Here is a 21,418-nt window from a genome sequence, read left to right on the forward strand (position 1 = left end):
GAACGCGCCATGAGGGGGAATTGATGGAAACGACACCGTCCGAGCCACGCGGTACTGCACACCACAAGGTGGTGGATCTGGGCGCCGGGCAGCAGCTCCATTTCTTCGCCGACGACTCGGCCGACCTTCCGGGCGATGCCGTCACCCGGGAACTGCGCACTGCTGCGCGCATCGCTCGCGCGCAGCACACCCGAGGCGTCCTCGACACGGCCCTGGAACAACTCGCCGCCGGCATCGTCGGCGGGGCCGGCTGGGCTGGTGTGTCCGCCTCGCTCCGAGCCACGGCCGACTACCTCCGACACCGCCGAACGCCGGAGCCCGCAACGCTCCACCAGGTCGTCGCACGCCTTCGGGAGACCTGCGAACTCGTCCTCGGCACCGCACCCGGCACGCTCGACGACGCGGACCTGCGCCGCCAGGACGACGGCACCTGGACAGCGCGCTTCACGCACTCCACGGGAACGTATGAAGCACATGTCGATCGAGACGGCAGGGTCGTTCACTGGGTACACCTGCCCCAACCCGGCTCACGAACATGACCTCTCGGAGAATCGATGACTGGTCCAGGGCGGATGAGCCGGCTGGGCACAAGCGTCCCTCCGGGCGGGGCCGGGCACAACCCGCCGCAGGGCCGCCCGTGCGGCATCCGAAATCTCGTCAGGCGCTCGGCCCGCCGACCCTCGGCGGTGACGGCGTGGACGTGCTGAAATCAGGTGCTGCATCCGGGCGCGCCTCCCTACCCTCGTCCCATGCGCCACCAATCCGCCCTGCTGAACGTCATCGATGTGGAAGCCACCTGTTGGGACGGGCAGCCGCCGCCCGGCTCCGTGAACGAGATCATCGAGATCGGGCTCACCGTCGTGGACGTGGCGGCACGGCGCCGGGTATCCCGGCACCGTGTTCTGGTCCGGCCCACCCGGTCGAACGGTGAGCGACTTCTGCACCGAGCTGACGGGGCTGACTCAAGCCGAGGTGGAACGGGGCGTCACCTTCGCCGAGGCCTGCCGGCTTCTCGTCGAGGAGTACGGGGCCGTGGAGCGCCCCTGGACGAGCTGGGGCGAGTACGACCGTCGGCAGTTCGCTCGGCAGAGTCAGGCCGACGGAGTGGCCTACCCCTTCGGCTATCCGACCGAGCGCACCCACACCAACGCCAAGGCCGTATTCGCCACGGCCTACGGGCTGCGCAAGAAGCCCGGCATGGACCACGCCCTGCAGATCGCCGGACTGCCGCTCGAAGGACGCCATCACCGCGGCGAGGACGACGCGTGGAACATCGCCGCACTCGTCCTCGATCTGTTGGACCGCGAGGCATGGCCGGCCACAGCCACTGCTGTTTAGAGGCGCATCCGTAACTCGTGTTCATCTACGGCCTGTAGTAGGCGGCGTACTGGGCGGACTGTCCTTCGACGGAGAAGTCCTCGAAGTCGCCGGCCTTCTCGCAATCGAGCAATCGCTGAAGCGCCGCCCGGGCTTCGGGCAGACGCTGCGACGACAGGTATGCCTTCGTTCTGTCGAGTCCGCTTCCGCGCAACAAATGACTTGTCCGGTCCGACAAGCCGAAGCACACGGGCAGCGCGGGCCCCTGCCCAACTGGCAGAGGCCCGCGGCACGAACAGCACCGGAGCACCGGGATCTGCCCCGACGAGCAGCATCCCGGTCGGCGCGGCTCACCGTGTGCTGGTTGCCTGACGGCCCCCACTCACTTCAGGTGCCGGGTGAAGAACCGGACCGCGGCGTCCCCGGCGAACTGCGGGACGCCGGTATGGCCACCCATATTGGCGTTCAGGGACTTCTCCTTGGAGCCGAAGGCGTCGAACAGGTTCAGGGCCGCCTGGCGGTCGTTGCCTTCGTCGTCCCACTGGAGCAGGACGTGCAGCGGAATGGTGACCTGGCGGGCCTCCTCGAACATGACGCGAGGGATGAAACTCCCGGCGAACAGACCGGCGGCCACGATGCGCGGCTCGACCACCGCCAGCCGGACACCGATGGAGATCACTCCCCCCGAGTAGCCGACCGGGCCGCCGATCTCGGGCAGCGCAAGGAGGGAGTCCAGGGCGGCCTGCCATTCCGGGACCGCTCTCTCAACCAGCGGGAGGACGAGGGCGTCGATGATCTCGTCGCCGACCGGCTCACCGGCCTCCAGCGCCCGGCGCAGGTCGGCGCGGGCCTGCTCGGTGGCGGCCAGACGGGGTCGGTCGCCGCTCCCGGGGAGTTCGATGGTGGCGGTTGCGAAACCCTCCGCCGCGGAGTGCTGGGCCCGCCCCGCCAGCCGGGGGTACATCTTCGGAAGTCCGCCGGGGTGGCCGAGCAGGATCAGCGGCACCGGGGCGGAAGCGGATCCGGGTGTCCACAGGATGCCGGGAATCTCGCCGAGGGTGAATTCGCGCTCGAGGACGCCGTCGTCGAGGCGCCGTTCAGCAGTGAAATGCATGGTCGTGCCCTTTCGGGAGTGCACACAACGGCGCTCCCGGACGACCTATCGTCCGACCGTGACCCCGGAGGGGAGCACCCACGTCGATACAGCGTTCACGGGTACCACCTCCTCGATCACTCGCACGGCCGTCGGAAACGTAGCAGCGGTGGCGGTCGTCCACCAAACGGTTTTTGCGCGCTCTTGCTGGGGGAGGTGGGAGCAACAGATCCGCGGTCGTGCCGCGGGGGTGGCCGAGTGACCCCTACGGGCGCAGCATGGACGTGTAGCGGTTTTCGCCAGTGACCTTTAGTGATTTTCACTGACCGTACGGAGCGGACGATCGGAACGATCATGGCCGAGGTTATGTTCATACGCGGTGAGCCGTGCGTCCGCTGCGCAGGCGAGGAACAACGGCCCACCGGGACGCTTCGCACGCTTTGCGAGGATCACTTCAGGGACGTGGCCGTCGTGCACTTCGCTCGGCGGAAGCACCCCAACCCGGTGGAAGCGGCCACTTCGGCGATGGAGGGTGGCCTTCACGTCGCATCCGCCCCCATGGACCAGATCCCTCACAGCTTCGGCCGGGACTCCGACCTGACCCGAGTGGACTGCGATTGCGGCCGAACTCGTTCTCCAGGAAGCGTGGTGTGGCGGAGCCGAGGGGGTCCTGCGCCACCGCGGAGGTGAACAGCGGCGTCTGCGGGTCGACTGCCGAGAAGTCCTGGCTGGGCTGAGCCTTGTGGGGCTGTCTTACGCGCGCGTAGCGTGTGTCGTGGCCTGGTGCATGGGGGGTGTCGCCAGGGCGATGCCGGTGAAGGGGATGACCGGCCAGGGGAAGGCGCATCGTGTGCGCGTCTGATCGCCGGGGGTTGCCGTGGTGACGTTCAGACTTCTCGGGCCCGTCGAGTTATGGGGCCAGGGTCCCATCGACATAGGTCCTCCGCAGCGGCGGAGCGTGATGGCGGCGCTCGCCGTGGACGCCGGCCGGGCAGTGCCGATCGAGACGTTGATGAGGCGTGTGTGGGGTGCGGATCCGCCGGACGGGGCACGTCAGGCGCTGTACGCGCATGTGACCCGCCTTCGGCGGGGGTTGGCAGCCGCCGGGGCCGTTCGCACGCCGGGCCTGCTTCGGCGTAACGGCGGCTACGTGCTGGACACCGACTCCGAAGCCGTGGACCTCCACCGGTTTCATCGCTTGGTCGCCGACGCCCGCAGAGCCGGCCGGAGCGACGCCGAGCAGGTGACTATCCTCCGCGAGGCCCTGGACCTGTGGCGCGGGGAGCCCCTCGCCGGACTGTCCGGGGAGTGGGCGACGCGGATGCGTGAGACCTGGCAACGGCAGCGGTTGGACGCGGTCACCGCGTGGGCCCACGCTGAGACGGCCCTGGGCAACCACGCGGTGGTGATCGACCGAGTGCCCGAACTGGTCGACCAACATCCCCTCCTGGAGCCGCTGGTGGCCGTGTTGATGCGGGCACTGTACGAGGCGGGGCGCGGTTCCGAGGCGCTGGAGCGCTTCGCCGAGACCCGGAAACGGCTGGCCGACGAACTGGGCACCGATCCGGGGACCGAGCTCCGGCAACTCCACCAGACGATCCTGCAGGGCGCCCCCCGGCCGGCCGAGGCCCCGGATCCGCTGCCATCGGCACGTCCGCGGTCCGCACCGGTTCTGGCGCATCTGCCCCTGGACGTTCCGGTTTTCACCGGCCGGCAGGAGGAGCTGGCCCAGCTCGACAAGATCCTCGCGGGCGACATCGGCAGCCCCACGGTGGCGGTGATCTCGACCCTCGCCGGGACCGCGGGCGTAGGGAAGACGGCCGTGGCCGTCCACTGGGGGCACCGGGTGGCCGACTGGTTCGAGGACGGCCAGATCTACGTGAACCTCCATGGTTTCGAGCCATCGCGGCCACCGGTGACCCCGGCCGAGGCGCTGCCCCGGCTGCTGGAGGCACTGGGCGTGCTCCCCCAGCACATGCCGGTCAGCCCGGAGGCCCAGGCCGGGCTGTACCGGAGCATGCTGGCGGGACGCCGGATGCTGGTGATACTCGACAACGCACGGGACGCCGAACAGGTACGGGCGTTCCTGCCCGGCAGTCCAGGGTGCTTCACCCTGGTGACCAGCAGAAACCGGCTCTCCGGCCTGATCGCCCTGGAGGGCGCCCGGAGTCTCGTCCTGGATGTGCTGCCCGCGGCGGAGTGCCGGCGGCTGCTCGCCCGCCGGATAGGGGCCGAGCGCGTGATGTCCGAACCGCTGGCGGTCGACGAGATCGTGAGCCGCTGCGCGCGGCTTCCGCTGGCCCTGGTGATCGTGGCGGCCCGCGCGGCCGTCGAGCCGGGGCTCGGCCTGGCACGGCTGGCAGCCGAACTCCGGGACGCCCAGGACTCCCCCGCCGGGCTGGACAGCTTCGGCAACGAGGACACGCGGGCGGACATGCGGGCCGTGTTCTCCTGGTCGTACGGCACCCTGAGCCCTCAGGCCGCCCGGATGTTCCGGCTGCTCGGCGTACACCCCGGCCCGGACATCAGCGTGCCCGCCGCCGCGAGCCTGGCCGGGATCCCCGTCCGCGACGCGGGTCGACTACTGACCGCGCTGGCCGACGGTTGCCTGGTCACAGAGCACTCACGAGGCAGATACGTACTCCACGACCTGCTGCGGATGTACGCCGCCGAACTCGCCGAGACCGTGAACGCCGCCGGCGAGACGCACGCGGCCGAAGACCGCCTGTTCGGCCACTATCTGCACTCCGCCCACTCCGCGGACCGCATGCTGGATCCCCACCGCGATCCGATCGCGCTGCCGCCCGTGGTCCCCGGCGTCTCCCCCGAACACGCCGCGGACCACGGAGCGGCTCTCGCCTGGTTCACAGCCGAGCACCCCGTGCTCCTGGCGGTGGTGCACCGATCGGGTATCGCCACGCGAAATGCATCGGGTGCCCCGACCTGGCAGCTGACCCGCGCCCTGACGACGTTCCTGCAGCGACGCGGCCACTGGTCCGACTGGGCCACGGCCCAGGAGGCCGCGCTGGACGCCGCACTCCGCTCGGCCTCCGCCGCCGGGCAGGCCGACGCCCACAGCGGTCTCGGCCGCGCCTGCACCCGCCTGACACGGCTGGACGACGCGCTCACCCACCTCACCCGCGCCCTGGATCTCCACAAAGCCCTCGGCGACCGAACCGAGCTGGCCCACACCCACCTCGACCTGGCGCGCCTGCACGCCCGGCGGGACGCCTACCCCGAGGCGCTGGCCTGTGCCCGGGAGGCCCTTGACCACTACACCTCCTTGGGCCACAGGAGCGGACGGGCCCGGGCCCTGAACTCGGTGGGCTGGTACCACGCGCAGCTCGGCGACCACCGCCAGTGCCTCGCGTTCTGCGGGCAGGCACTGGAGCTCTTCACCGACCTCGGCGTCCGCGACGGGCAGGCGGACACCTGGGACAGCCTCGGCTACGCACACCAGCACCTGGGCGACCACCGCCGGGCCGCGGCCTGCTACGACAACGCCGTCACGCTGTTCCACGGTCTCGGGGACCGCTACTTCGAGGCCGACGTGCTGGTCCACCTCAGCGAGAGCCACCAGGCCACCGGCGACGCCCGGGCGGCCCGGCGTGCCGCGCGCCGCGCGACGGACATCCTGGACGAACTCGGCGTGCCGGACTCGGACGGCGTCCGCGCCCGGCTGCGCCGCCTCGGCCTGCCGGCCGGATCCTGAGTGCGATGTCGCCGTCGTCCTTCGCCTGCTTATGGCAGGCAGCATGTCCGCACATCCAGCCGCCGTGCGGACACGTCAAGGACGCCGGTAGCAGAAGCCCGTGTGGCTGCCATTTTGGCCGTTGGTGTAGTCGTATGCCTCAAAGCTAGTCCTTCCTCGTGAAGGTGCCGAGACCGCTCGTGTCGAGATTCTCGACTCGGACCTTGTCGGCGCGCGCGCCGGCGCCGACGGTGAAGGTCATGCCGGTGAGGCCGACGGCCATTTCGCCCGTGGTGCGGTAGCTGAAGGTGTCACCGTCGAAGTGGGTCAGGACGAACCGTTGCTTCTTGGGCCCGAGCTGCATGGTGAGTTCGTTGCCCTGGGTACTGACGGTCAACGGGCCGTAGTACTCATTGGCGTACGTCCCGGTGTAGGCGCTGTTTGCCTTGGCGGGCGCGGGCGAGGCCGGGGGTTTGCTGTAGTCGACCTGCGAGCGTTCCCCCTGCAGGGTCTGCTGGAAGAGCGGCCCGAGGAACTTGAGCCAGTCGACGGTCGGCCCGCCCGTTTGCGCGGTGTCGAGGAACGTGGCGGAGATCGCCTCGGGCACACCAATGGGCTCGCCGTTGGTCAGGACGACGATGCCGAGCTTCTCCGAGGGCAGCAAGGCGACGGTGGTGGCCGCCCCCAGCGCGAAGGCGCCGGAGTGGCCGAGCTTCAGCCTGCCCTGGTCGTCGTAGCTCACGTTCCAGCCGAGTCCGTAGAACCCGGTCCTGCCCGCGGGCGAGTGCGGCGGCTCGGAGACCATGTGGGGCACGTGAGTCTGCTCCAGAGCGGCGGCGTCGACGATCTGCCGCCCCTCGAACTTTCCGTTGCCCAGTTGCAGACGCAGCCACTTCGTCATGTCCCGGACCGTGGAGCTTGCTCCGCCCGCCGGACTCTGGGCGTCCGGGTCGCGCACGTACGCGGCACTCCAGGTGCTTCCGCTCTTCACATGCAGGGCGGCCTTGTTGCCCGCCTTCTCGTAGTCGGCGAACGAAGAGCTGGTGGAGTTCATCCCCAGCGGCCGGTACACCTTGTCGGCGGACAGCTTCTCCCAGTTGGTCCCTGCCGCCCGCGCGGTGGCGACCGCCGCTTCGGTCAGCCCGAAGTTCGTGTACGCGTAGTGGGCCCGGAAGGGGGCCAGCGGTTCGTAGCGCAGGTGGTCCAGGATGTACGAGCGGTCGTAGCCGAGGTCTTCCAGGAGGTCGCCGGCGTGGTCGGGCAGTCCACTGCGATGCGAGAACAGGTCGGCCAGCGTGACATGACGGCTGACCCACGGATCCTTCAGCGCGAAACCCGGGGTGTACTTGACGACCGGGTCGTCCCAGGCGACGGTCTTCTCGCCCACGGCCGCGGCGACCACGGTCGAGGCAAGGGGCTTGGAGACCGAGGCGAGCTGGAAGACCGTGTCCGCTCCGACCCGGTCCTTCGTGCCAACCTTCCGCACTCCGAACCCCTTCAGGTACATCACCTTGTCGTCGTACACCACGCCCACGGCGACTCCAGGCACACCGGTGCGGTGCATGGCGTCCCGTACGACGTCGTCGAGCCGGCTCACCGCGGTCTCGACCTTGGCCCGGGTGAGCTGTGCCGGTGGCTGGGCGGGTGGGACGGTGGGCAGCGGCGACGTCACGACGGCGGCGGGCCCCCCGACGGTGGTGTCGGCATCGGCAGCGGTACAGCCGGCGGCCAGAGCCCCGACCAGGCCGAGTGCCGCGGCGGAGCGAAGTGTGCGCGGGCATGCGCTGTTGAGTCGGGACATGTCTTCCATGGCAAGCCCTCCCCCGGCGCCTGTCGCGGCCTGGCAGGCCGTTCGGGGGATCAGGCGTACGCCGCCGCCTCCGCCTGAGCGCTCCCGTCCTCTTCCACCAGCCCGCCCGACCCGCGTCGGCAACGTAAGGAGTTTTATGGTCCTCGCGGCGTTGTCACTTTGATTGACGGGTCAATGAAGGGCACTGGGGCATAAGTGGACATGGTGCCCACCGCTCGCTAGGGTCGAATACAGACGCTGTCGGCGTCAGAGGCCGGAATAGACCGGTTTCTCACGGACGCGCCGCGCTGTCCAGCGCGAAGCGCAGTCGATTTCATATGTGGGGAAACAAAGGGTGGGGAGCACCCATACTCGTGCCGCTCCGACGCGGCTGCCGCTGCCTGCTTTCTGCACCCCGCCTTCGGCAAATCCGTCCGAATTCAGTGGGAGTCTGACATGCGAAATCTCAGCATCAGCACGAGGAAGACCATCGGCTCTGTCGCGGTCGTGGCTTCGCTGGCACTCGCAGCTCGGCTCGTGGCAACCGGCACGGCACACGCCGCCGTGAAGGTCACGGTCAAGGGAACCGTGAGTTGTGCCCGATTCGGGGATTCCACACCGGACAGCATCAAGATAACGCCCACCAAGGGAAAGGCCGGCACGGACGAACTCCCCGGCGAGGACGAGACCGAGGACTACACCATCGTACTCACCGGAATTCCGACGAACGGCACGAAGGCCACCGCACTGATCACGTGCGTGGACAGCGACAACGACAAGAATACCTACAGCAAGACATTCCAGGTCACGAAGCCCCCGAACGGTGCCCCGCTGGTCCGCAATTTCAAGTAGCCTCCGAATATCGCGCGCGGCCCAGCGAAGGTCGCGCGCCGAGGCTGTCACCTTCGTGGAGCGCCCGCCTGTTACAGCGACATCGTCCTCCACCTCCCGGCCACCCAGGTCGCGCCCTTCGCCGAGGACGCCATCGTCGAGGAACTCGGCCCGCACCGCTGCCGACCGCCACACTGGCCGCGGGACCGGACTGAGGGCGACATCCGGGACCGGCTCACCACCGGCCGGCAACGCCGACTCGACGCCCTGGAGGCCAGGCCGCGACCGCTGGCATGGTCACTGCTGATGGCGGCCAACCCGTGCCCGGCACACGCCCTGGTCCCCGACGCCGAACTCGACGCGGTGTTCGCCCGCCTCCTGACGATCGCGGCCCCGGCGGCCACCTGCCACCCCGGCCGCCCCCTGCACGACCTGCCGAACTCCGTACCCGGCTTCTGCTCCAACCAGCTCACCACGGCCGACCAACTCACCGTCCCCGACCCGCGTCCCGCCCTGCGCCGCATCCACGTACCGACCCTCGTCCTGCGCGGCATCTGCGACTACAAGAACCCGGCCATCGCCCGCGAGTACGCCGAAGTACTCCCCGACGCCACACTGGTGACCATCCGGGGCACGGGCCACCTCATCGACGCCGAACAGCCCGGACGCCACCGAGGATTGGTCATCCGCCTTCTGCAACGGTGAAGGCAGGACGTGGATGGGTGCCCGGGGGCCGTGGTGGGCTGTCGTTCGCCGTTCGCTAGCATTCCTGCACATGACAATACGGGGGTTGCGTCTGGGGGCCGTGGCGGTTCTGGCGGCGGTGTGTGTCTCTGGTCCAGGACGGCCCGACGTCATCCGTACGGCGTCCGACCCGGGCCCCCTCCCGGCTGATCGCTACGCGTTCACGCCCCAGGACTACCAGCGATCGCAGCGGGCTTCGGCGTTGCTCGTCCGGCAGTGCATGGCACAGCACGGCCACCCGGACTTTCCGCTCGACCCCCGCTACCCCAGCGATCCCATCGTCGCCACCGCGGTCGGCACCCTCTACGGCGTCCTGGACCTCGCCGCCGCCCGTCGCTGGGGCTACGGCTGGGACCCGGCCAAGTCCTCGGTTCCGCGACCCAAGGGCCGCCGGATGACCAACGCCGAGTATGCGGACTTCCCCTCCTGCAACGCGGAGGCGAGCCGGCGGCTGATGCGCGGCATCGACGTCAAGCGCGACTGGCTCTACGCCCAGACCCGGGAGATCGAGGTCGACAAGGCCGTCAAGCGCGACCCGCGTCTGCGCTCGGCGTGGGACGTGTGGTCCCGCTGTGTGGCCGAGCAGGGCTTCACCCGCTATCCCGACCCCGTGGCCGCGTACACCGATACCGCCTGGCGGCGCGGCAGTGACGGCAACACCCGGCATACGGCGCGGGAGCGGGCCACCGCCACCGCGGACGTCACCTGCAAGCGCCGGCACCACACGGCCGAACTCTGGCACGCGGTGCGGGCACGGAAGCAGACCGCGGACATCGCCGGACACCGTGACCGCTATGCCGCGGGGCTGCGGGCGCTGCGGACGTACCGGGCCACCGTCGCCGACGTGCTGTACAGGCTCGGCTGAAGAACCTCCCGTACACATCCGTCTCGCCTGCAACGCTGCGCGTCCAGGTCGAAGCCACCCGCCGTCGCGGCCTGGTTTTCCGTTCAGGTCCACGGACGCTGCACAGTAGTCTGACCTTTCAAACAGACCGCGTCCGGCGGGCTGATGGGGGGAACGTGGAGCTCATCGGTCGGGACGACCAGCTGGACCTGTTGCGCCGGCTGTTGGCCGAGCCGCGGAGCCACAAGGACGCGGTGCTGGTCCGCGGGGCGCCCGGTATCGGAAAGACGGCGCTGCTCGCCGAGGCCGCCCACCTCGCCGAGGGGCTCGGCCACCGTGTGCTGCGCACCAGCGGTGTCGAGGCCGAGAGCGACATCCCCTATGCCGGTCTGCAGCTCGTGCTGCGTCCGCTGGCCGCCTCGGCCGCCGAGCTGTCCGCGCCGCACCGACAGGCCCTGGACACCGCTCTCGGACACGCCGAGGCCGGTGTTCCCGACGTCTTCCTGGTCGGTCTGGCGGTGCTCAATCTGCTGGCCGACGCGGCCGCGCTCGCGCCGGTGCTGGTCCTCGTCGACGACGTCCAGTGGCTCGACGACGCCACCGCCAGTGTCCTGGCCTTCGTCGCGCGAAGGATCGGCACGGAGCCGGTGGTCATCGTGGGAGCCGCACGCGAGGGCTACCGGTCGCGGCTGGACTCCGACGAACTCACCTCCCTGACCCTGGGGCCGCTCACCGACGGCCAGGCGCGGGAGCTTCTGGCGGACCGCGCCCCGAATCTGCGCCCGACCGCGCATCGCCGGCTGCTGGCCGAGGCGGCGGGAAACCCCTTGGCCCTGACCGAACTCTCCCGGGCCCTCGGCGCGTCGGCGGACCCCCACCTGCCGCAGCTGCCGCTCACCGAGCGGCTGGAGCGGGCCTTCACCCACCGTCTGGAGACCCTGCCCGACATCACCCGCAGTCTGCTGCGGATCGCGTCCCTCCACGACAGCCCGTCACTCCCCGAGATCTACCGCGCGACCCGGCAGGTGACCGGCGTCACGGCCGGAAACGCGGAGCTCGACCCCGCCGTACGGGCTCGGCTCGTCCAAGTCGTCGGAACGGAGCTGCGGTTCGGGCATCCGCTGATGCGGTCGGCGATCCACCAGACCATGCCCACCGGCGTCCGCCACGCCGCGCACGCCGCTCTCGCCGCCGTACTCGACGAGCACCCCGACCGGCAGCTGCGTCACCGGGCCGCCGCTGCCGAGGACCCGGACGAAGGGGTCGCCGCGGCGTTGGAGGACACCGCTCGCCGCGCCGCACACCGTGGCGGCATCGCCGCAGCCGTCACGGCCCTCGAACAGGCCGCCGTGCTCAGCGAGGACGCCGACCGCCGGGCGGAACGGCTGTTGCGTGCCGCCGACTTCGCCGTCGAGCTCGGCCGGCCCGAGACGGTGACCCGGTTGTTGGACCAGGCGCTCACCGGGCCGCTGTCGCGGCGGCAGCACGCCACGGTCGTCTGGCTGCGCGGCAGCTTCGACGAGGGACTGCACAGTCACGCCTCGGGAGCCAACTCGCTGACGGCGCTCGCCGAGGAGATGGCAGGGGAGGACCGGGCGCTGGCGCTGCGGATCCTGTGGAGCGCCGCGCAGCTGTGCTTCTGGTCCGACCCGGGGCCGGAGGGCCGCCGAGCGGTCCTGCGGGCGGTGGAGCGGATGGAGCTGGACGAACTCGATCCGTGGCGCCTGGCCATCTGCGCCTACGCCGCCCCGGTCGAGCGCGGCACCTTCGTCCTGGACCGGGCCCGGCACATCGCCCTGAAGGAGGGCGACGACGGCCGCGCCTACCGCATGCTCAGCACCGCCTCGCTCCTCGTGGGCGGCTTCGACCTGGCGCGGGCGTTCTCCGCGGCCGGTGGTGCGCCCCTGCGCGCCCAGGGACGTCTGGGGCTGCTGGCCCGGACGGTGGGTGCGGACGCGTGGAGCGCCCTCGTGGTCGGCGATCTCGGCGCGGCGATCGCGGCGACCGAGGAGTCACGGCGGCTGGCGCGCGAGACCAGCCAGACGATGATGTACGCGTTGATGACCGCCACCGCGGCCAAGCTGGCCGCACTGCGCGGTGAGGTGGATGCCGCCCTGGAGCTGGCCGAGGAGGCGGAGGGCATCGGGCTGCCGGCCGGGGCGCGTCCGGTGCTGGCCACCGCGTCGATGGCACGCGGGCTGGCCGCGTCGGGGGCGGGACGCTTCGAGGAGGCCTTCGGTCATCTCCGCCGGCTCCACGATCCGGCCGATCACGCGTTCCAGGTCGCCCTGCGGCTGACCGCCGTGGGGGACCTCGTCGACGCGGCGACGCACTGCGCGCGGCTGGAGGCCGTGCTACCGATCGTGTCGGAGCTGGAGGAGATCGCCACGGTGACCTCCGCGCCGGTACTGCACGCCGAACTGCGCCTGGTACGGGCGCTGCTGGCCGGCGACGAGGAGGCCGACCCGCTCTTCGCGGATGCGCTGAGCGCCGACCTCGGCGCCTGGCCGCTGATCAGAGCCCGTACCCACCTGGCCTACGGTGAATGGCTCCGGCGCCGACGGCGCAGTGTCGAGTCCCGCGACCATCTCCGGGCCGCGCGCGACATGTTCGACGCACTCGGTGCGATCCCCTGGGGGGAGCGGGCACGCCGTGAACTGCGCGCCTCGGGCGAGACCAGCCGCCGTCGGGCCCCCGACGCCCGGGACCAACTGACCGCCCACGAACTGCAGATCGTCCAGCTCGCCGCCGACGGGCTCACCAACCGCGAGATAGGCCAGCGGCTGTATCTGTCGCACCGCACCGTCAGCTCGCATCTGCACCGCATCTTCCCCAAGCTGGGCGTGGTCTCGCGTGCCGAGCTGCGGACGGTGGTCAGCGCACTGCGCTGACGACCGTCACATGACGCTCGCTTCCGCCGGCGCGGCGCTCGTAGCGTTTCCCCACGTCAGAACATCGACGAGGGGGGATCGGTCCCATGGTGTGGAACGGCGTCCACCGTGCACCCGGGCCACCGATGGTCGGCCGCCGGGCCGAACGGGAAGCCATCGGCCGGCTGCTCGACGCCGTGCGCGACGGCCTCAGCGGAGTCCTGGTCCTGACCGGCGAACCCGGGATCGGCAAGACCCGGCTGCTGGAGTACGCCGCGGAGCGGGCCGCGGAACTTCGCGTGGTCCGCCTGACCGCGGTCGAGTCCGAGACCGGTCTCGGCTTCGGCACACTGCACCGCTTGCTGCGGCCCTTCCTGAACCGGACGGACCGGCTGCCCGGACCGCAGCGGACCGCGCTCGACGCGGCCCTGGGACTGCTCCCGGGTCCGCCCGCGGACCGGTATCTGGTCGGGCTCGCCACGCTGACACTTTTGTCCGAAGCCGCCGCCGACCAGCCGCTTTTGTTCCTGCTCGACGACGCGCAGTGGGTGGACCGGGAGTCGGCCGAGGCGCTGGCATTCACCGCTCGGCGGCTGCACGCCGACTCCCTGGGCATGATCATCGCCCTCCGCGACGGACTCGGGGACACCGGTCTGTTCGACTCGCTGGGCGGGCACGCCGTGACCGGTCTGCCGGAGCCGGAGGCCAGGATCCTGCTCTCCTTCGCCGCCCGGCGGGTGGACACGGCGGTGGCCGAGCGGATCGTCGCCGGTACCGGCGGAAATCCGCTCGCCCTGCTGGAGCTGACCGACGCCCTCGCCGCCGAACAGCTGTCCGGTGTCGCCCCGTTGCCCGATCCGCTGCCCGTGAGCCGCCTTGATGAGGGCCATTTCCGACGCCTGGTCCAGGCCATGCCGCCCGAGACCGCGACCTTGTTGCTCCTGCTCGCAACGGCCCCCTCGGACGACACGGGGATGGTGTGGCGGGCCGCCGGGCGCCTCGGTCTTTCGGCCCGCGCCGTCCAGCCCGCGATCGCCGCCGGAATCCTCGGCCGGGACACGCCGACAGCCTTCCGCCATCCCCTGATCCGCTCGACGGTGCACGCCGGAGCCGAACCGGGCGAGCTGCGCCGGGCGCACGCGGCACTGGCCGCCGCCTGCGACCCCGTACGCGACGCCGACCGCCGCGCCTGGCACCGGGCCGAAGCCACGGAGACGACGGACGACGGCGTCGCCGACGACCTGGAAGCCGCCTCCGAGCGGGCCCGCTCCCGCGGCGGATACTCCCAGCAAGCCCTGTTCCTCTCCCGCGCCGCGGACCTCACCAGGGACCCGGACAAACGCGCCGAGCGACTCCTGGACGCGGCTCAGGCGCATCTGATGTCCGGCGACGCGCCCGCGGCACACACCGCGCTGGACCTCGCCGGGGCCGACATCCGTGGGCCGGTGCTGCGCACCCGCGCGCTGCGCACGCGAGCGACGGCACAGATGTTCCAGATCGCCGTCGCCGACGTCCCCGCGATGCTCATGGACGCCGTGACCAGGCTCGGCCCGCAAGACCCGGGACTGACCTGGGAGCTGCTCTGCGAGGCGCTCCACGCCGTACTGGTCGCCCACGACTGCACGCAGGGCACGTCGCCGACCGAGGTCGCGGTCGCCGCCCTCACCGCGCGGCAGCACACCACGGACTCCACCCGGCGCGGCCGCGACCTTCTGATGGAGGCTCTGGCCCGTCGCATGGCCGAGGGCTACGAACGCGGCGCGCCCGCGCTGCGCGCCGCCCTGGACGCATTGCGGCGCGAGGGCGGCATCGGTGACGCGACCAGCCCCTTCGCGGTGATGCTCTCCATGGCCTGCGACGATCTGTGGGAGGTCCAGGCCGGGCGCGAACTCACCGATCGCCTCGCGGCGGGCGACCGCGACACCGGCGCGCTGTACGCGCTGAGCATCACGCTGCTCGTCCAGGCGCGCTACGACCTCTTGGACGGACGGTTCACGCAGGCGGAGGTCCGCTACGCCGAGTTCGACGAGATCGCCGCCGCCACCGGCTTCCTCGGTGGCGGAGACATCAACCGGCTCCACCTGTTCGCCCTCACCGGCCACGAGGCCGAGCTGCGCGCCGCAGTCCGGCGGGCCGCCGGGATGAGGAGCATGGGTCACGGCGTGCTCCAACTCCTGGCGCAGCACGCACTGACCCTGTTCGAACTGGGGCAGGGCCGCTACCGGCAGGCGATGGAGCACGCCCGAAGGGTCTTCGAGCAAGACGCCCCGGCCTACGGCAACCTCGTTCTGCCGCTGCTCGTCGAGGCCTGTGTCCGTTCCGGCGACCGAGCCGGCGCAAGCGCGGCCCTGGCCCGGCTGGAGGAACGCGCCCCGCTCGCCGCCACCCCGTGGGCACTGGGCAGTCTGGCACTCGGCCGGGCGCTGACGGCCGACGGCGAGGACGCCGGGAAGTTCTACCAGGAGTCGGTCGACCTGCTGCAGCACAGTCCGCTGGCGTTGGAACAGGCCCGCGCGCGGCTGCTGTTCGGCGAGTGGCTCCGTCGCCGCAAGCGGCGCTCCGAGGCCAGGAGGCAGTTGCGTGCCGCGTACGAGAGTTTTCGACACCTTCGGTGCGGTGCCGTACGCCGAGCGGGCCCGGCTCGAACTGCTCGCCACCGGGGCGACGGCCCGCAGGCGGTCGGAGGAGACCCGGTTCGACCTCACACCGAGGGAACGGCAGGTGGCGTCCATGGCGGCCTCCGGACTGACCAACGGGGAGATCGCGACGACACTGTTCGTCACCGCCTCGACGGTCGAGTTCCATCTGAGCAAGGTGTTCCGCAAACTCGGCATCACCTCACGCAGGCAGATCCCCGGCGCGATCGGCGATCCGGGCCCGGCGAGCGCCGTCGACTGACGCGGTGTCACTTGCTCAGGAAGGCCGGCAGCGCGACGTTCACCTCCTCGGCGTGCGTCCACAGTAGGCCGTGCGGGGCGCCCTCGATCTCGACGTACTGGGCCGAGGCAGCAGCGCGTGGAACCGCGCGTTGTCGGCGATGTCCTGCGGGAAGGTGCGGAACCAGGCGAAGCTCGCTTCGAGGCGCGCGTGGTCGCGGAGGTAGGAGGCGAAGGCCTTGAGGTCGTCCGGGGTCAGGGCGTCCTCGTCTACGGCGATGCCGTGAAGCCGACGGGCATCCGTTCACCGGCCGACGGTGCCGGCTTGGCGGAGGCCGCCGCCGTTAGGTGGTCGCGCCGAGGCCCACGGCCAGGGCGAGGACCCCGACCCGCCAGATGGCGGGATCGGGGCAGGCGTAATCTCACTGGTCACTCCGGGCGAGGTGGGCGTTGTGCGAGGGGCGGAGATGTCGCTGACGGCCGTCCCGTGACGGCGGGTCAGAGGGACTCGACGAGTCCGCCGTCGATGACGAAGTCGGCGCCGGTGATGTTCGCCGCCGCCGGACCGGCGAGGTAGAGGACGAGATCGGCCACCTCTCCCGGACGGGTGAAACGGCCGGTCACCGACTGGTCCGCCGCGCCGCGCGCCACCTCACGGGCGTCCACGCCCCGGGACTCGCCGACGGTGGCGGCGACTCCGCCCGCGCCCTGCCACAGCGCCGTCTCCACCGGGCCGGGGCCGATGGTGTTCACCCGCACGCCGCGCGGTCCCACCTCCTTGGACAGGGCCTTGCAGAAGTTGGTCAACGCCGCCTTGGCCGCGCCGTAGTCGATGACCAGGGGGTCCGGCAGTCTGGCGTTGACGGAGGAGACGGTGACGATACGTCCCGCGCCGGTGGCGAGCAGGTGCGGCAGGGCGGCCCGGGTGGTGCGGACGGCGGCCATGAGGTTGACCGTGAACGTCCACTCCCAGTCCTCGTCCGTCACGGCCAGGAAGCCGTCGATCCGCGGCCGTACCGCGCCGACGTTGTTCACGAGGACGTCGACCCCGCCGTGGACCGCTACGGCTTCGGCGACCAGCGCGGCCGGTCCGTCGGGGGTCGCGAGGTCGACTTCCACGACGGTGAGTTCGGCGCCCTGCTTCACGAGTGCGTCGAGGGCTTCGGTACGTTCCCTCGATCCGGCGACGACGCGGGAGCCGGCCGCGAGGAAGGCCTCGACGACGGCCAGCCCGATGCCGCGACCGGCGCCGGTGACCACCACGGTCGCTCCGGCCACGCCGGCGTCGGCACCGGGGTTCGCGGTGCCCCGGGAGGTCGGCGTCATCGTCCGGTCCCCAGGCTCTGCTTCCGCAGCCAGTCGAGAACCGTGTCCGCGACCTCGCGCCAGCCGCCGTCGATCGTCAGGGAGTGCCCGCGGTCGGGGAAGTTGATGATGTCGGTGACGGCCTCGGAGTGCCGGTACTGCTTGAGGGTGGCCCGGGTGACGACCTCGGGCACGGTGTGATCCTTGCCGCCGGAGATGAGCAGCAGCGGGCCGCGTCCGCTGTTCTTCGTATCGACCTTCGCGGGCGAGTGGGGGTTGAAGTTGGCGGAGGCGGCCTCGTAGAGCGGCTTGCCCGGCGCGGGAATGGACCAGCGCTCGTAAAGGGCCGCCGATTCCTCGTCCGGGATGGCGTTGCCGAAGGCGAAGCGGAACTGCTCCGGGGTCAGGGAGACCGACCGGCGCTTGTTGGCCGGGTTCTTGAAGACCGGGAGCGTCGCCTTGAGCGCGGACAGCGGCAGCGGCAGAACGCCCTTGATCTGCGCGGCGTCGATCGCGACGGCCGCCGCGGCGCGGTCCTGGCCGAGCAGCTTCTGCGCGATCATCCCTCCGAAGGAGTGACCGATCAGGAGGGGCCGCGCGGGCAGTGTCTCGATCAGGGCCGCGTAGTGTTCCACGACGTCGTCGACGCCGTAGCCGGCGACGCTCTCGGGGTTCTGGCGGGCCTCCTCCACGGTGTCGGGGTCGCCGGGCCACCCGGGCGCGGAGGGGTCGTAGCCCTCCGCGCGGAACAGATGGATCCAGGGTTGCCAGGAGGTGCTGTGCAGCCAGAGGCCGTGGACGAAGACCACGGGAAGCGGGACGGTCATGGCTGGGCCTCTCTTCTGTGGGTGTGCTGACCCGGCATGTCCACAGGAAACCGCGCACCCGCCGCGCTCGCACCAGGGTGACACCCCAGTGCGCGACGCTCAGCGCGCGCATCGGCGGCACGGAAACCTGCGGCGGTGTCCGACGCGGCTGCGCGGCGAGGGTGGGGCTCACTACGCGCAATACCGTGTTCAGGACCGCAGGATGGGCGTTGTCACTGCGGGTGCGCTCCCGACCTGACGGGGGTTCACATGCGTACACGTGCCATATCGATCGTCCTGCCCAACGCCGTACCTCGCTGGGCACGATCAGTTTCACCTACGCGGTCATCAGCAGCGGCAAGGACGTCGTTCTGCCTGGGCCGAGGCCGACCTGGACCTCCTCCGCACGGCCGGCCGGCGCCTCGCCCCGATCACGTCACACACCGCGGCCGCGCCCGTACAGGCCGACACCATGGGCCCGACGAGGCCCTTGCCTTTCACAAGCCCCTGTCGTGCGTGTCCGGCCGCGGCCCCGGGATCGGCTTGCGCAGCCCGGACGGGCCGGTCGGAACGCCGTGCGGCAGGAGTGCCTCTAGGCTGGAGAACAGCCGCTGGAGACGAGCCCTCGCGGGCACCACGGTCCGGACGGAGGTGTGGCGCGTGGACATGGCCGCCCAACAGGACGCTCCCACTGCCGTCGTCATGGTCGACCCGGACGGCCAGGTGAGCGGCTGGAGCGAAGGAGCGCTCCACCTGCTGGGCTGGACGGCCGAGGACACCGTCGGACGGCCCGTGACCGACCTGCTGGTCGGTCCCCCGCCACCTGGCTTCCCCGAGAGTCACGGCACCGATGCCAACCCCTCAGGTCCCATCACCCTGCGTCACCGGGACGGCTCGGCGGTGGACGCCGTGGTGACGGTCCAGCCGCTGCTCGGCTCTCGCGGGCAGGCGCAGGACCGTGTGCTGACCGTCCAGCGCTGGGACCGGCGGCCGGTCATCGCCGACCGGGCCTTCGAGCAGTGTCCCTTCGCACTGGGCGTCTACGACCCCGAACTGCGGTTCCTGTGGATCAACGCCTCCTCGGGCCGGGTCATCGCGCACTCCGAGGAACAGGTGCTCGGCAAGAAGTACCGCGAAGTGCTTCCCGAATTCGACCGTTCGCTGTTTCCCGAAAGGGACGACAAGCCCTACACCGACCAGCTCTCCGAGGTGGCCAGGACGGGCCGGCCCGCGCGCCTGATCACCGTCTTCCGTCCACTGGGCAGTAACTACGCCAATGCCTGGGCCACCAGCATCTGGCCCGTCCGGGATGCCGAGGGCAAGGTCCGCGCGGTCGCCAACTGGGGATTCGACATGAGCGCCGAGTACTGGGCCCGGCAGCGACTGCTCATGCTGAACGAAGCCGGCCGGGACATCGGCCGGACGCTCGACGTGGTCGGAACGGCCCGGGAGCTGGCACGGAGCTCCGTGCCCGGATTCACCGACGTCGTGACCGTGGACCTCTTCGACGAGGTGCTGCGCGGAGAGGAACCGCCCTCCGCGTCGCTGTTCACCAGCGGGGAGATCATCACCCTCAGCCGCGCCGCCCGGCACAGTGCCGGGGAGGGCATTGACGGGGACATCGAGCCTCCGACCCCCCTCACCCTCGCCTTCGACTCCGTCGCCGCCCGCTGCATGGCCACCGGCACCTCCCAGGTCGAACTCGCCGGCGAGCCCGGTCCGGGCGGCGAATGGGCCTTCGGGCCCGGTCTGGCCGCCGACCCAGCCCACTGGCCGCCCGGCAATCCGCTGATCGACGCCTCCCTCGCCGTGGACGGACTGACCGGCCGGATCACGGTGCCACTGCGGGCGCGCGGGGCACTGCTCGGAGTCGTCACGTTCTCCCGTACCGACCGGCCGGAGGCGTTCACCGCGGACGACCTGATCCTGGCCGAAGAGCTGACGGCCAAGGCAGGCGTCGCCATCGACAACGCCCGCCGGTACTCACGCGAGCGCACCACCGCCCTGACGCTGCAACGCAGCCTGCTGCCGCAGGGGCTGCCCCACCAGGAGGCGGTCGAGGTCGCATCGCGCTACCTGCCCGCAGGCACCGGCGCGGAAGTCGGCGGTGACTGGTTCGACGTCATCCCCCTGTCCGGAGCCAGGGTCGCGCTGATCGTCGGCGATGTCGTCGGCCACGGCCTGCACGCCTCGGCCAGCATGGGCAGACTCCGCACAGCGGTCCGCACCCTGGCCGACGTCGACCTGCCGCCCGACGAACTGCTGACACACCTCGACGACCTGGTCCTCCACCTGGCCAGCGACCTCCAGCCGACCAGCCACTTCCAGACGACCGGAGAGACGGGCGCCACCTGTCTGTACACCGTCTACGACCCGGTCACCCGCCGACTGACGCTGGCCAGCGCGGGACATCCGCTTCCGCTGATCCTCTCCCCGGACGGAACCAGGACCACCGTCTCCGCACAACCGGGACCTCCCCTGGGCATCGGCGGGCTGCCGTTCGAGGCGACCGAGATCGAACTCCCCGAGGGGAGCCTGCTCGCCCTCTACACCGACGGGCTGGTCGAAAGCCGCGTACGCGACGTCGACCAAGGGATCGACGAGCTGCTGCGGGTCCTGGACCCCACGGCGAACTCCCTCGAGGCCCTGTGCGACACGGTGCTGCACACCACCCTTCCCGACCGCCGCACCGACGACGCCGCTGTGCTGCTCGCTCGCACCCGCGCCCTGGATCCCCAGCACGTCGCCGACTGGGATGTCGAGCCGGACTTCGCACAGGTGCCGCACGTCAGGAAGATCGCCATCGACCAGGTGGAGACCTGGGGCCTGGAGGATGCGGCCTTCATCACCGAGCTGGTCGTCAGCGAGTTGGTCACCAACGCCATCAGATACGGCGAGCCCCCGATCAGGCTTCGACTGATCCGTGACACCGCCCTGATCTGCGAGGTGTCGGACTGCAGCAACACCGCCCCGCATCTGCGCCGGGCCCGCGCCTTCGACGAGGGCGGGCGCGGCCTGCTGCTCGTCGCCCAGCTCACCCAGGGATGGGGCACCCGGCACACTCCTCACGGCAAGACCATCTGGTGCGCGCAGTCCCTCCCCCAGCCCGGATCGGGCTGACGAGGCGAACAGGCACGTCGCAGAACAAGGCGAAAAGGCGACCACCGGGTGAACGGGGAGCCGTGGCGCGCTGAAGACTGTGGCCATGGACAGTTCGATGGCCGACCCCACAGCGGAACCCGCGAGGTCGTC

General features: G+C 70.9%; 12 protein-coding genes and 3 pseudogenes. 10 read left to right on the top strand and 5 right to left on the bottom strand.

What is annotated here, in order from left to right:
* Nucleotides 1-23: 23 nt before the first annotated feature.
* Nucleotides 24-539 carry a hypothetical protein gene (locus tag GRC12_RS02830; protein ID WP_208777020.1) on the top strand — a complete coding sequence of 172 codons (516 nt, stop codon included), beginning with the start codon at nt 24-26 and terminating at the stop codon, nt 537-539.
* A gap of 210 nt (nt 540-749) precedes the next feature.
* Nucleotides 750-1,338 (top strand): annotated as a pseudogene (locus GRC12_RS02835) (exonuclease domain-containing protein).
* Nucleotides 1,339-1,699: 361 nt separating this feature from the next.
* Here the strand turns inward: GRC12_RS02835 and GRC12_RS02840 are convergent.
* Nucleotides 1,700-2,431, bottom strand: a complete 732-nt coding sequence (locus GRC12_RS02840; RefSeq protein WP_208777021.1) for an alpha/beta hydrolase — start codon at nt 2,429-2,431, stop codon at nt 1,700-1,702.
* An 859-nt stretch (nt 2,432-3,290) separates the two neighbouring features.
* On the opposite strand from GRC12_RS02840, the gene GRC12_RS46645 reads away from it, so the two are divergent.
* The gene (locus tag GRC12_RS46645; protein ID WP_308286460.1) at nt 3,291-6,122 is read left to right on the top strand and encodes an AfsR/SARP family transcriptional regulator; all 2,832 of its coding nucleotides are present in this window, start codon (nt 3,291-3,293) and stop codon (nt 6,120-6,122) included.
* A gap of 145 nt (nt 6,123-6,267) precedes the next feature.
* Here the strand turns inward: GRC12_RS46645 and GRC12_RS02850 are convergent, their stop codons facing one another.
* Nucleotides 6,268-7,902: a serine hydrolase gene (locus GRC12_RS02850; protein WP_439959865.1), complete on the bottom strand. Its 1,635-nt coding sequence runs from the start codon at nt 7,900-7,902 to the stop codon at nt 6,268-6,270.
* A gap of 444 nt (nt 7,903-8,346) precedes the next feature.
* Here GRC12_RS02850 and GRC12_RS02855 point away from each other — a divergent pair, with 444 nt between their 5' ends.
* The 6 genes and pseudogenes from GRC12_RS02855 to GRC12_RS46865 all read left to right on the top strand — a co-directional run bounded on the left by GRC12_RS02855 (nt 8,347) and on the right by GRC12_RS46865 (nt 16,077).
* Nucleotides 8,347-8,742 (top strand): hypothetical protein, encoded by a 396-nt coding sequence (locus GRC12_RS02855; protein WP_208777024.1) that lies wholly within the window; start codon nt 8,347-8,349, stop codon nt 8,740-8,742.
* A gap of 285 nt (nt 8,743-9,027) precedes the next feature.
* Entirely contained in the window at nt 9,028-9,426 is a 399-nt protein-coding gene (locus tag GRC12_RS02860) for an alpha/beta fold hydrolase (RefSeq protein ID WP_208777025.1), read from the top strand.
* Between the two features lie 70 nt (nt 9,427-9,496).
* Nucleotides 9,497-10,330, top strand: coding sequence for a hypothetical protein (locus GRC12_RS02865; RefSeq protein WP_244371945.1), 834 nt, complete (start codon nt 9,497-9,499; stop codon nt 10,328-10,330).
* A gap of 155 nt (nt 10,331-10,485) precedes the next feature.
* Nucleotides 10,486-13,200 carry an ATP-binding protein gene (locus tag GRC12_RS46315; protein WP_208777026.1) on the top strand — a complete coding sequence of 905 codons (2,715 nt, stop codon included), beginning with the start codon at nt 10,486-10,488 and terminating at the stop codon, nt 13,198-13,200.
* A 125-nt stretch (nt 13,201-13,325) separates the two neighbouring features.
* A pseudogene (locus GRC12_RS46860) lies at nt 13,326-13,772 on the top strand (ATP-binding protein); the annotation flags it as partial.
* Between the two features lie 2,137 nt (nt 13,773-15,909).
* Nucleotides 15,910-16,077 carry a helix-turn-helix transcriptional regulator gene (locus GRC12_RS46865; protein WP_368861480.1) on the top strand — a complete coding sequence of 56 codons (168 nt, stop codon included), beginning with the start codon at nt 15,910-15,912 and terminating at the stop codon, nt 16,075-16,077.
* A gap of 7 nt (nt 16,078-16,084) precedes the next feature.
* Here GRC12_RS46865 and GRC12_RS45290 read toward each other — a convergent pair.
* From GRC12_RS45290 to GRC12_RS02885, 3 genes and pseudogenes are all read right to left on the bottom strand, one after another.
* Nucleotides 16,085-16,192 (bottom strand): annotated as a pseudogene (locus GRC12_RS45290) (alpha/beta hydrolase); the annotation flags it as partial.
* A 361-nt stretch (nt 16,193-16,553) separates the two neighbouring features.
* Nucleotides 16,554-17,381, bottom strand: a complete 828-nt coding sequence (locus GRC12_RS02880) for an SDR family NAD(P)-dependent oxidoreductase (RefSeq protein WP_208777028.1) — start codon at nt 17,379-17,381, stop codon at nt 16,554-16,556.
* Complete coding sequence (locus GRC12_RS02885) at nt 17,378-18,187, bottom strand: alpha/beta hydrolase (protein ID WP_208777029.1); 810 nt, start codon at nt 18,185-18,187, stop codon at nt 17,378-17,380. Before GRC12_RS02885 ends, GRC12_RS02880 begins: the two co-directional genes overlap by 4 nt.
* Before the next feature lie 645 nt (nt 18,188-18,832).
* Between GRC12_RS02885 and GRC12_RS02890 the strand changes: the two genes are divergently transcribed.
* Nucleotides 18,833-21,286 carry a SpoIIE family protein phosphatase gene (locus tag GRC12_RS02890; protein ID WP_208777031.1) on the top strand — a complete coding sequence of 818 codons (2,454 nt, stop codon included), beginning with the start codon at nt 18,833-18,835 and terminating at the stop codon, nt 21,284-21,286.
* Nucleotides 21,287-21,418: the final 132 nt, after the last annotated feature.

Source organism: Streptomyces griseorubiginosus (genome assembly GCF_017614965.1).
Classification (GTDB): domain Bacteria; phylum Actinomycetota; class Actinomycetes; order Streptomycetales; family Streptomycetaceae; genus Streptomyces; species Streptomyces griseorubiginosus_B.

Excerpts from the sequence above, each read along its gene's own strand:
- GRC12_RS02860 (WP_208777025.1), top strand. The coding sequence starts at position 9,028 with ATGGCGGCCAACCCGTGCCCGGCACACGCCCTGGTCCCCGACGCCGAA.
- GRC12_RS02880 (WP_208777028.1), bottom strand. The coding sequence starts at position 17,381 with ATGACGCCGACCTCCCGGGGCACCGCGAACCCCGGTGCCGACGCCGGC.
- GRC12_RS02890 (WP_208777031.1), top strand. The coding sequence starts at position 18,833 with ATGGCCGCCCAACAGGACGCTCCCACTGCCGTCGTCATGGTCGACCCG.
- GRC12_RS02830 (WP_208777020.1), top strand. The coding sequence starts at position 24 with ATGGAAACGACACCGTCCGAGCCACGCGGTACTGCACACCACAAGGTG.
- GRC12_RS02855 (WP_208777024.1), top strand. The coding sequence starts at position 8,347 with ATGCGAAATCTCAGCATCAGCACGAGGAAGACCATCGGCTCTGTCGCG.
- GRC12_RS02885 (WP_208777029.1), bottom strand. The coding sequence starts at position 18,187 with ATGACCGTCCCGCTTCCCGTGGTCTTCGTCCACGGCCTCTGGCTGCAC.
- GRC12_RS46865 (WP_368861480.1), top strand. The coding sequence starts at position 15,910 with ATGGCGGCCTCCGGACTGACCAACGGGGAGATCGCGACGACACTGTTC.
- GRC12_RS02850 (WP_439959865.1), bottom strand. The coding sequence starts at position 7,902 with ATGTCCCGACTCAACAGCGCATGCCCGCGCACACTTCGCTCCGCCGCG.
- GRC12_RS02840 (WP_208777021.1), bottom strand. The coding sequence starts at position 2,431 with ATGCATTTCACTGCTGAACGGCGCCTCGACGACGGCGTCCTCGAGCGC.
- GRC12_RS02865 (WP_244371945.1), top strand. The coding sequence starts at position 9,497 with ATGACAATACGGGGGTTGCGTCTGGGGGCCGTGGCGGTTCTGGCGGCG.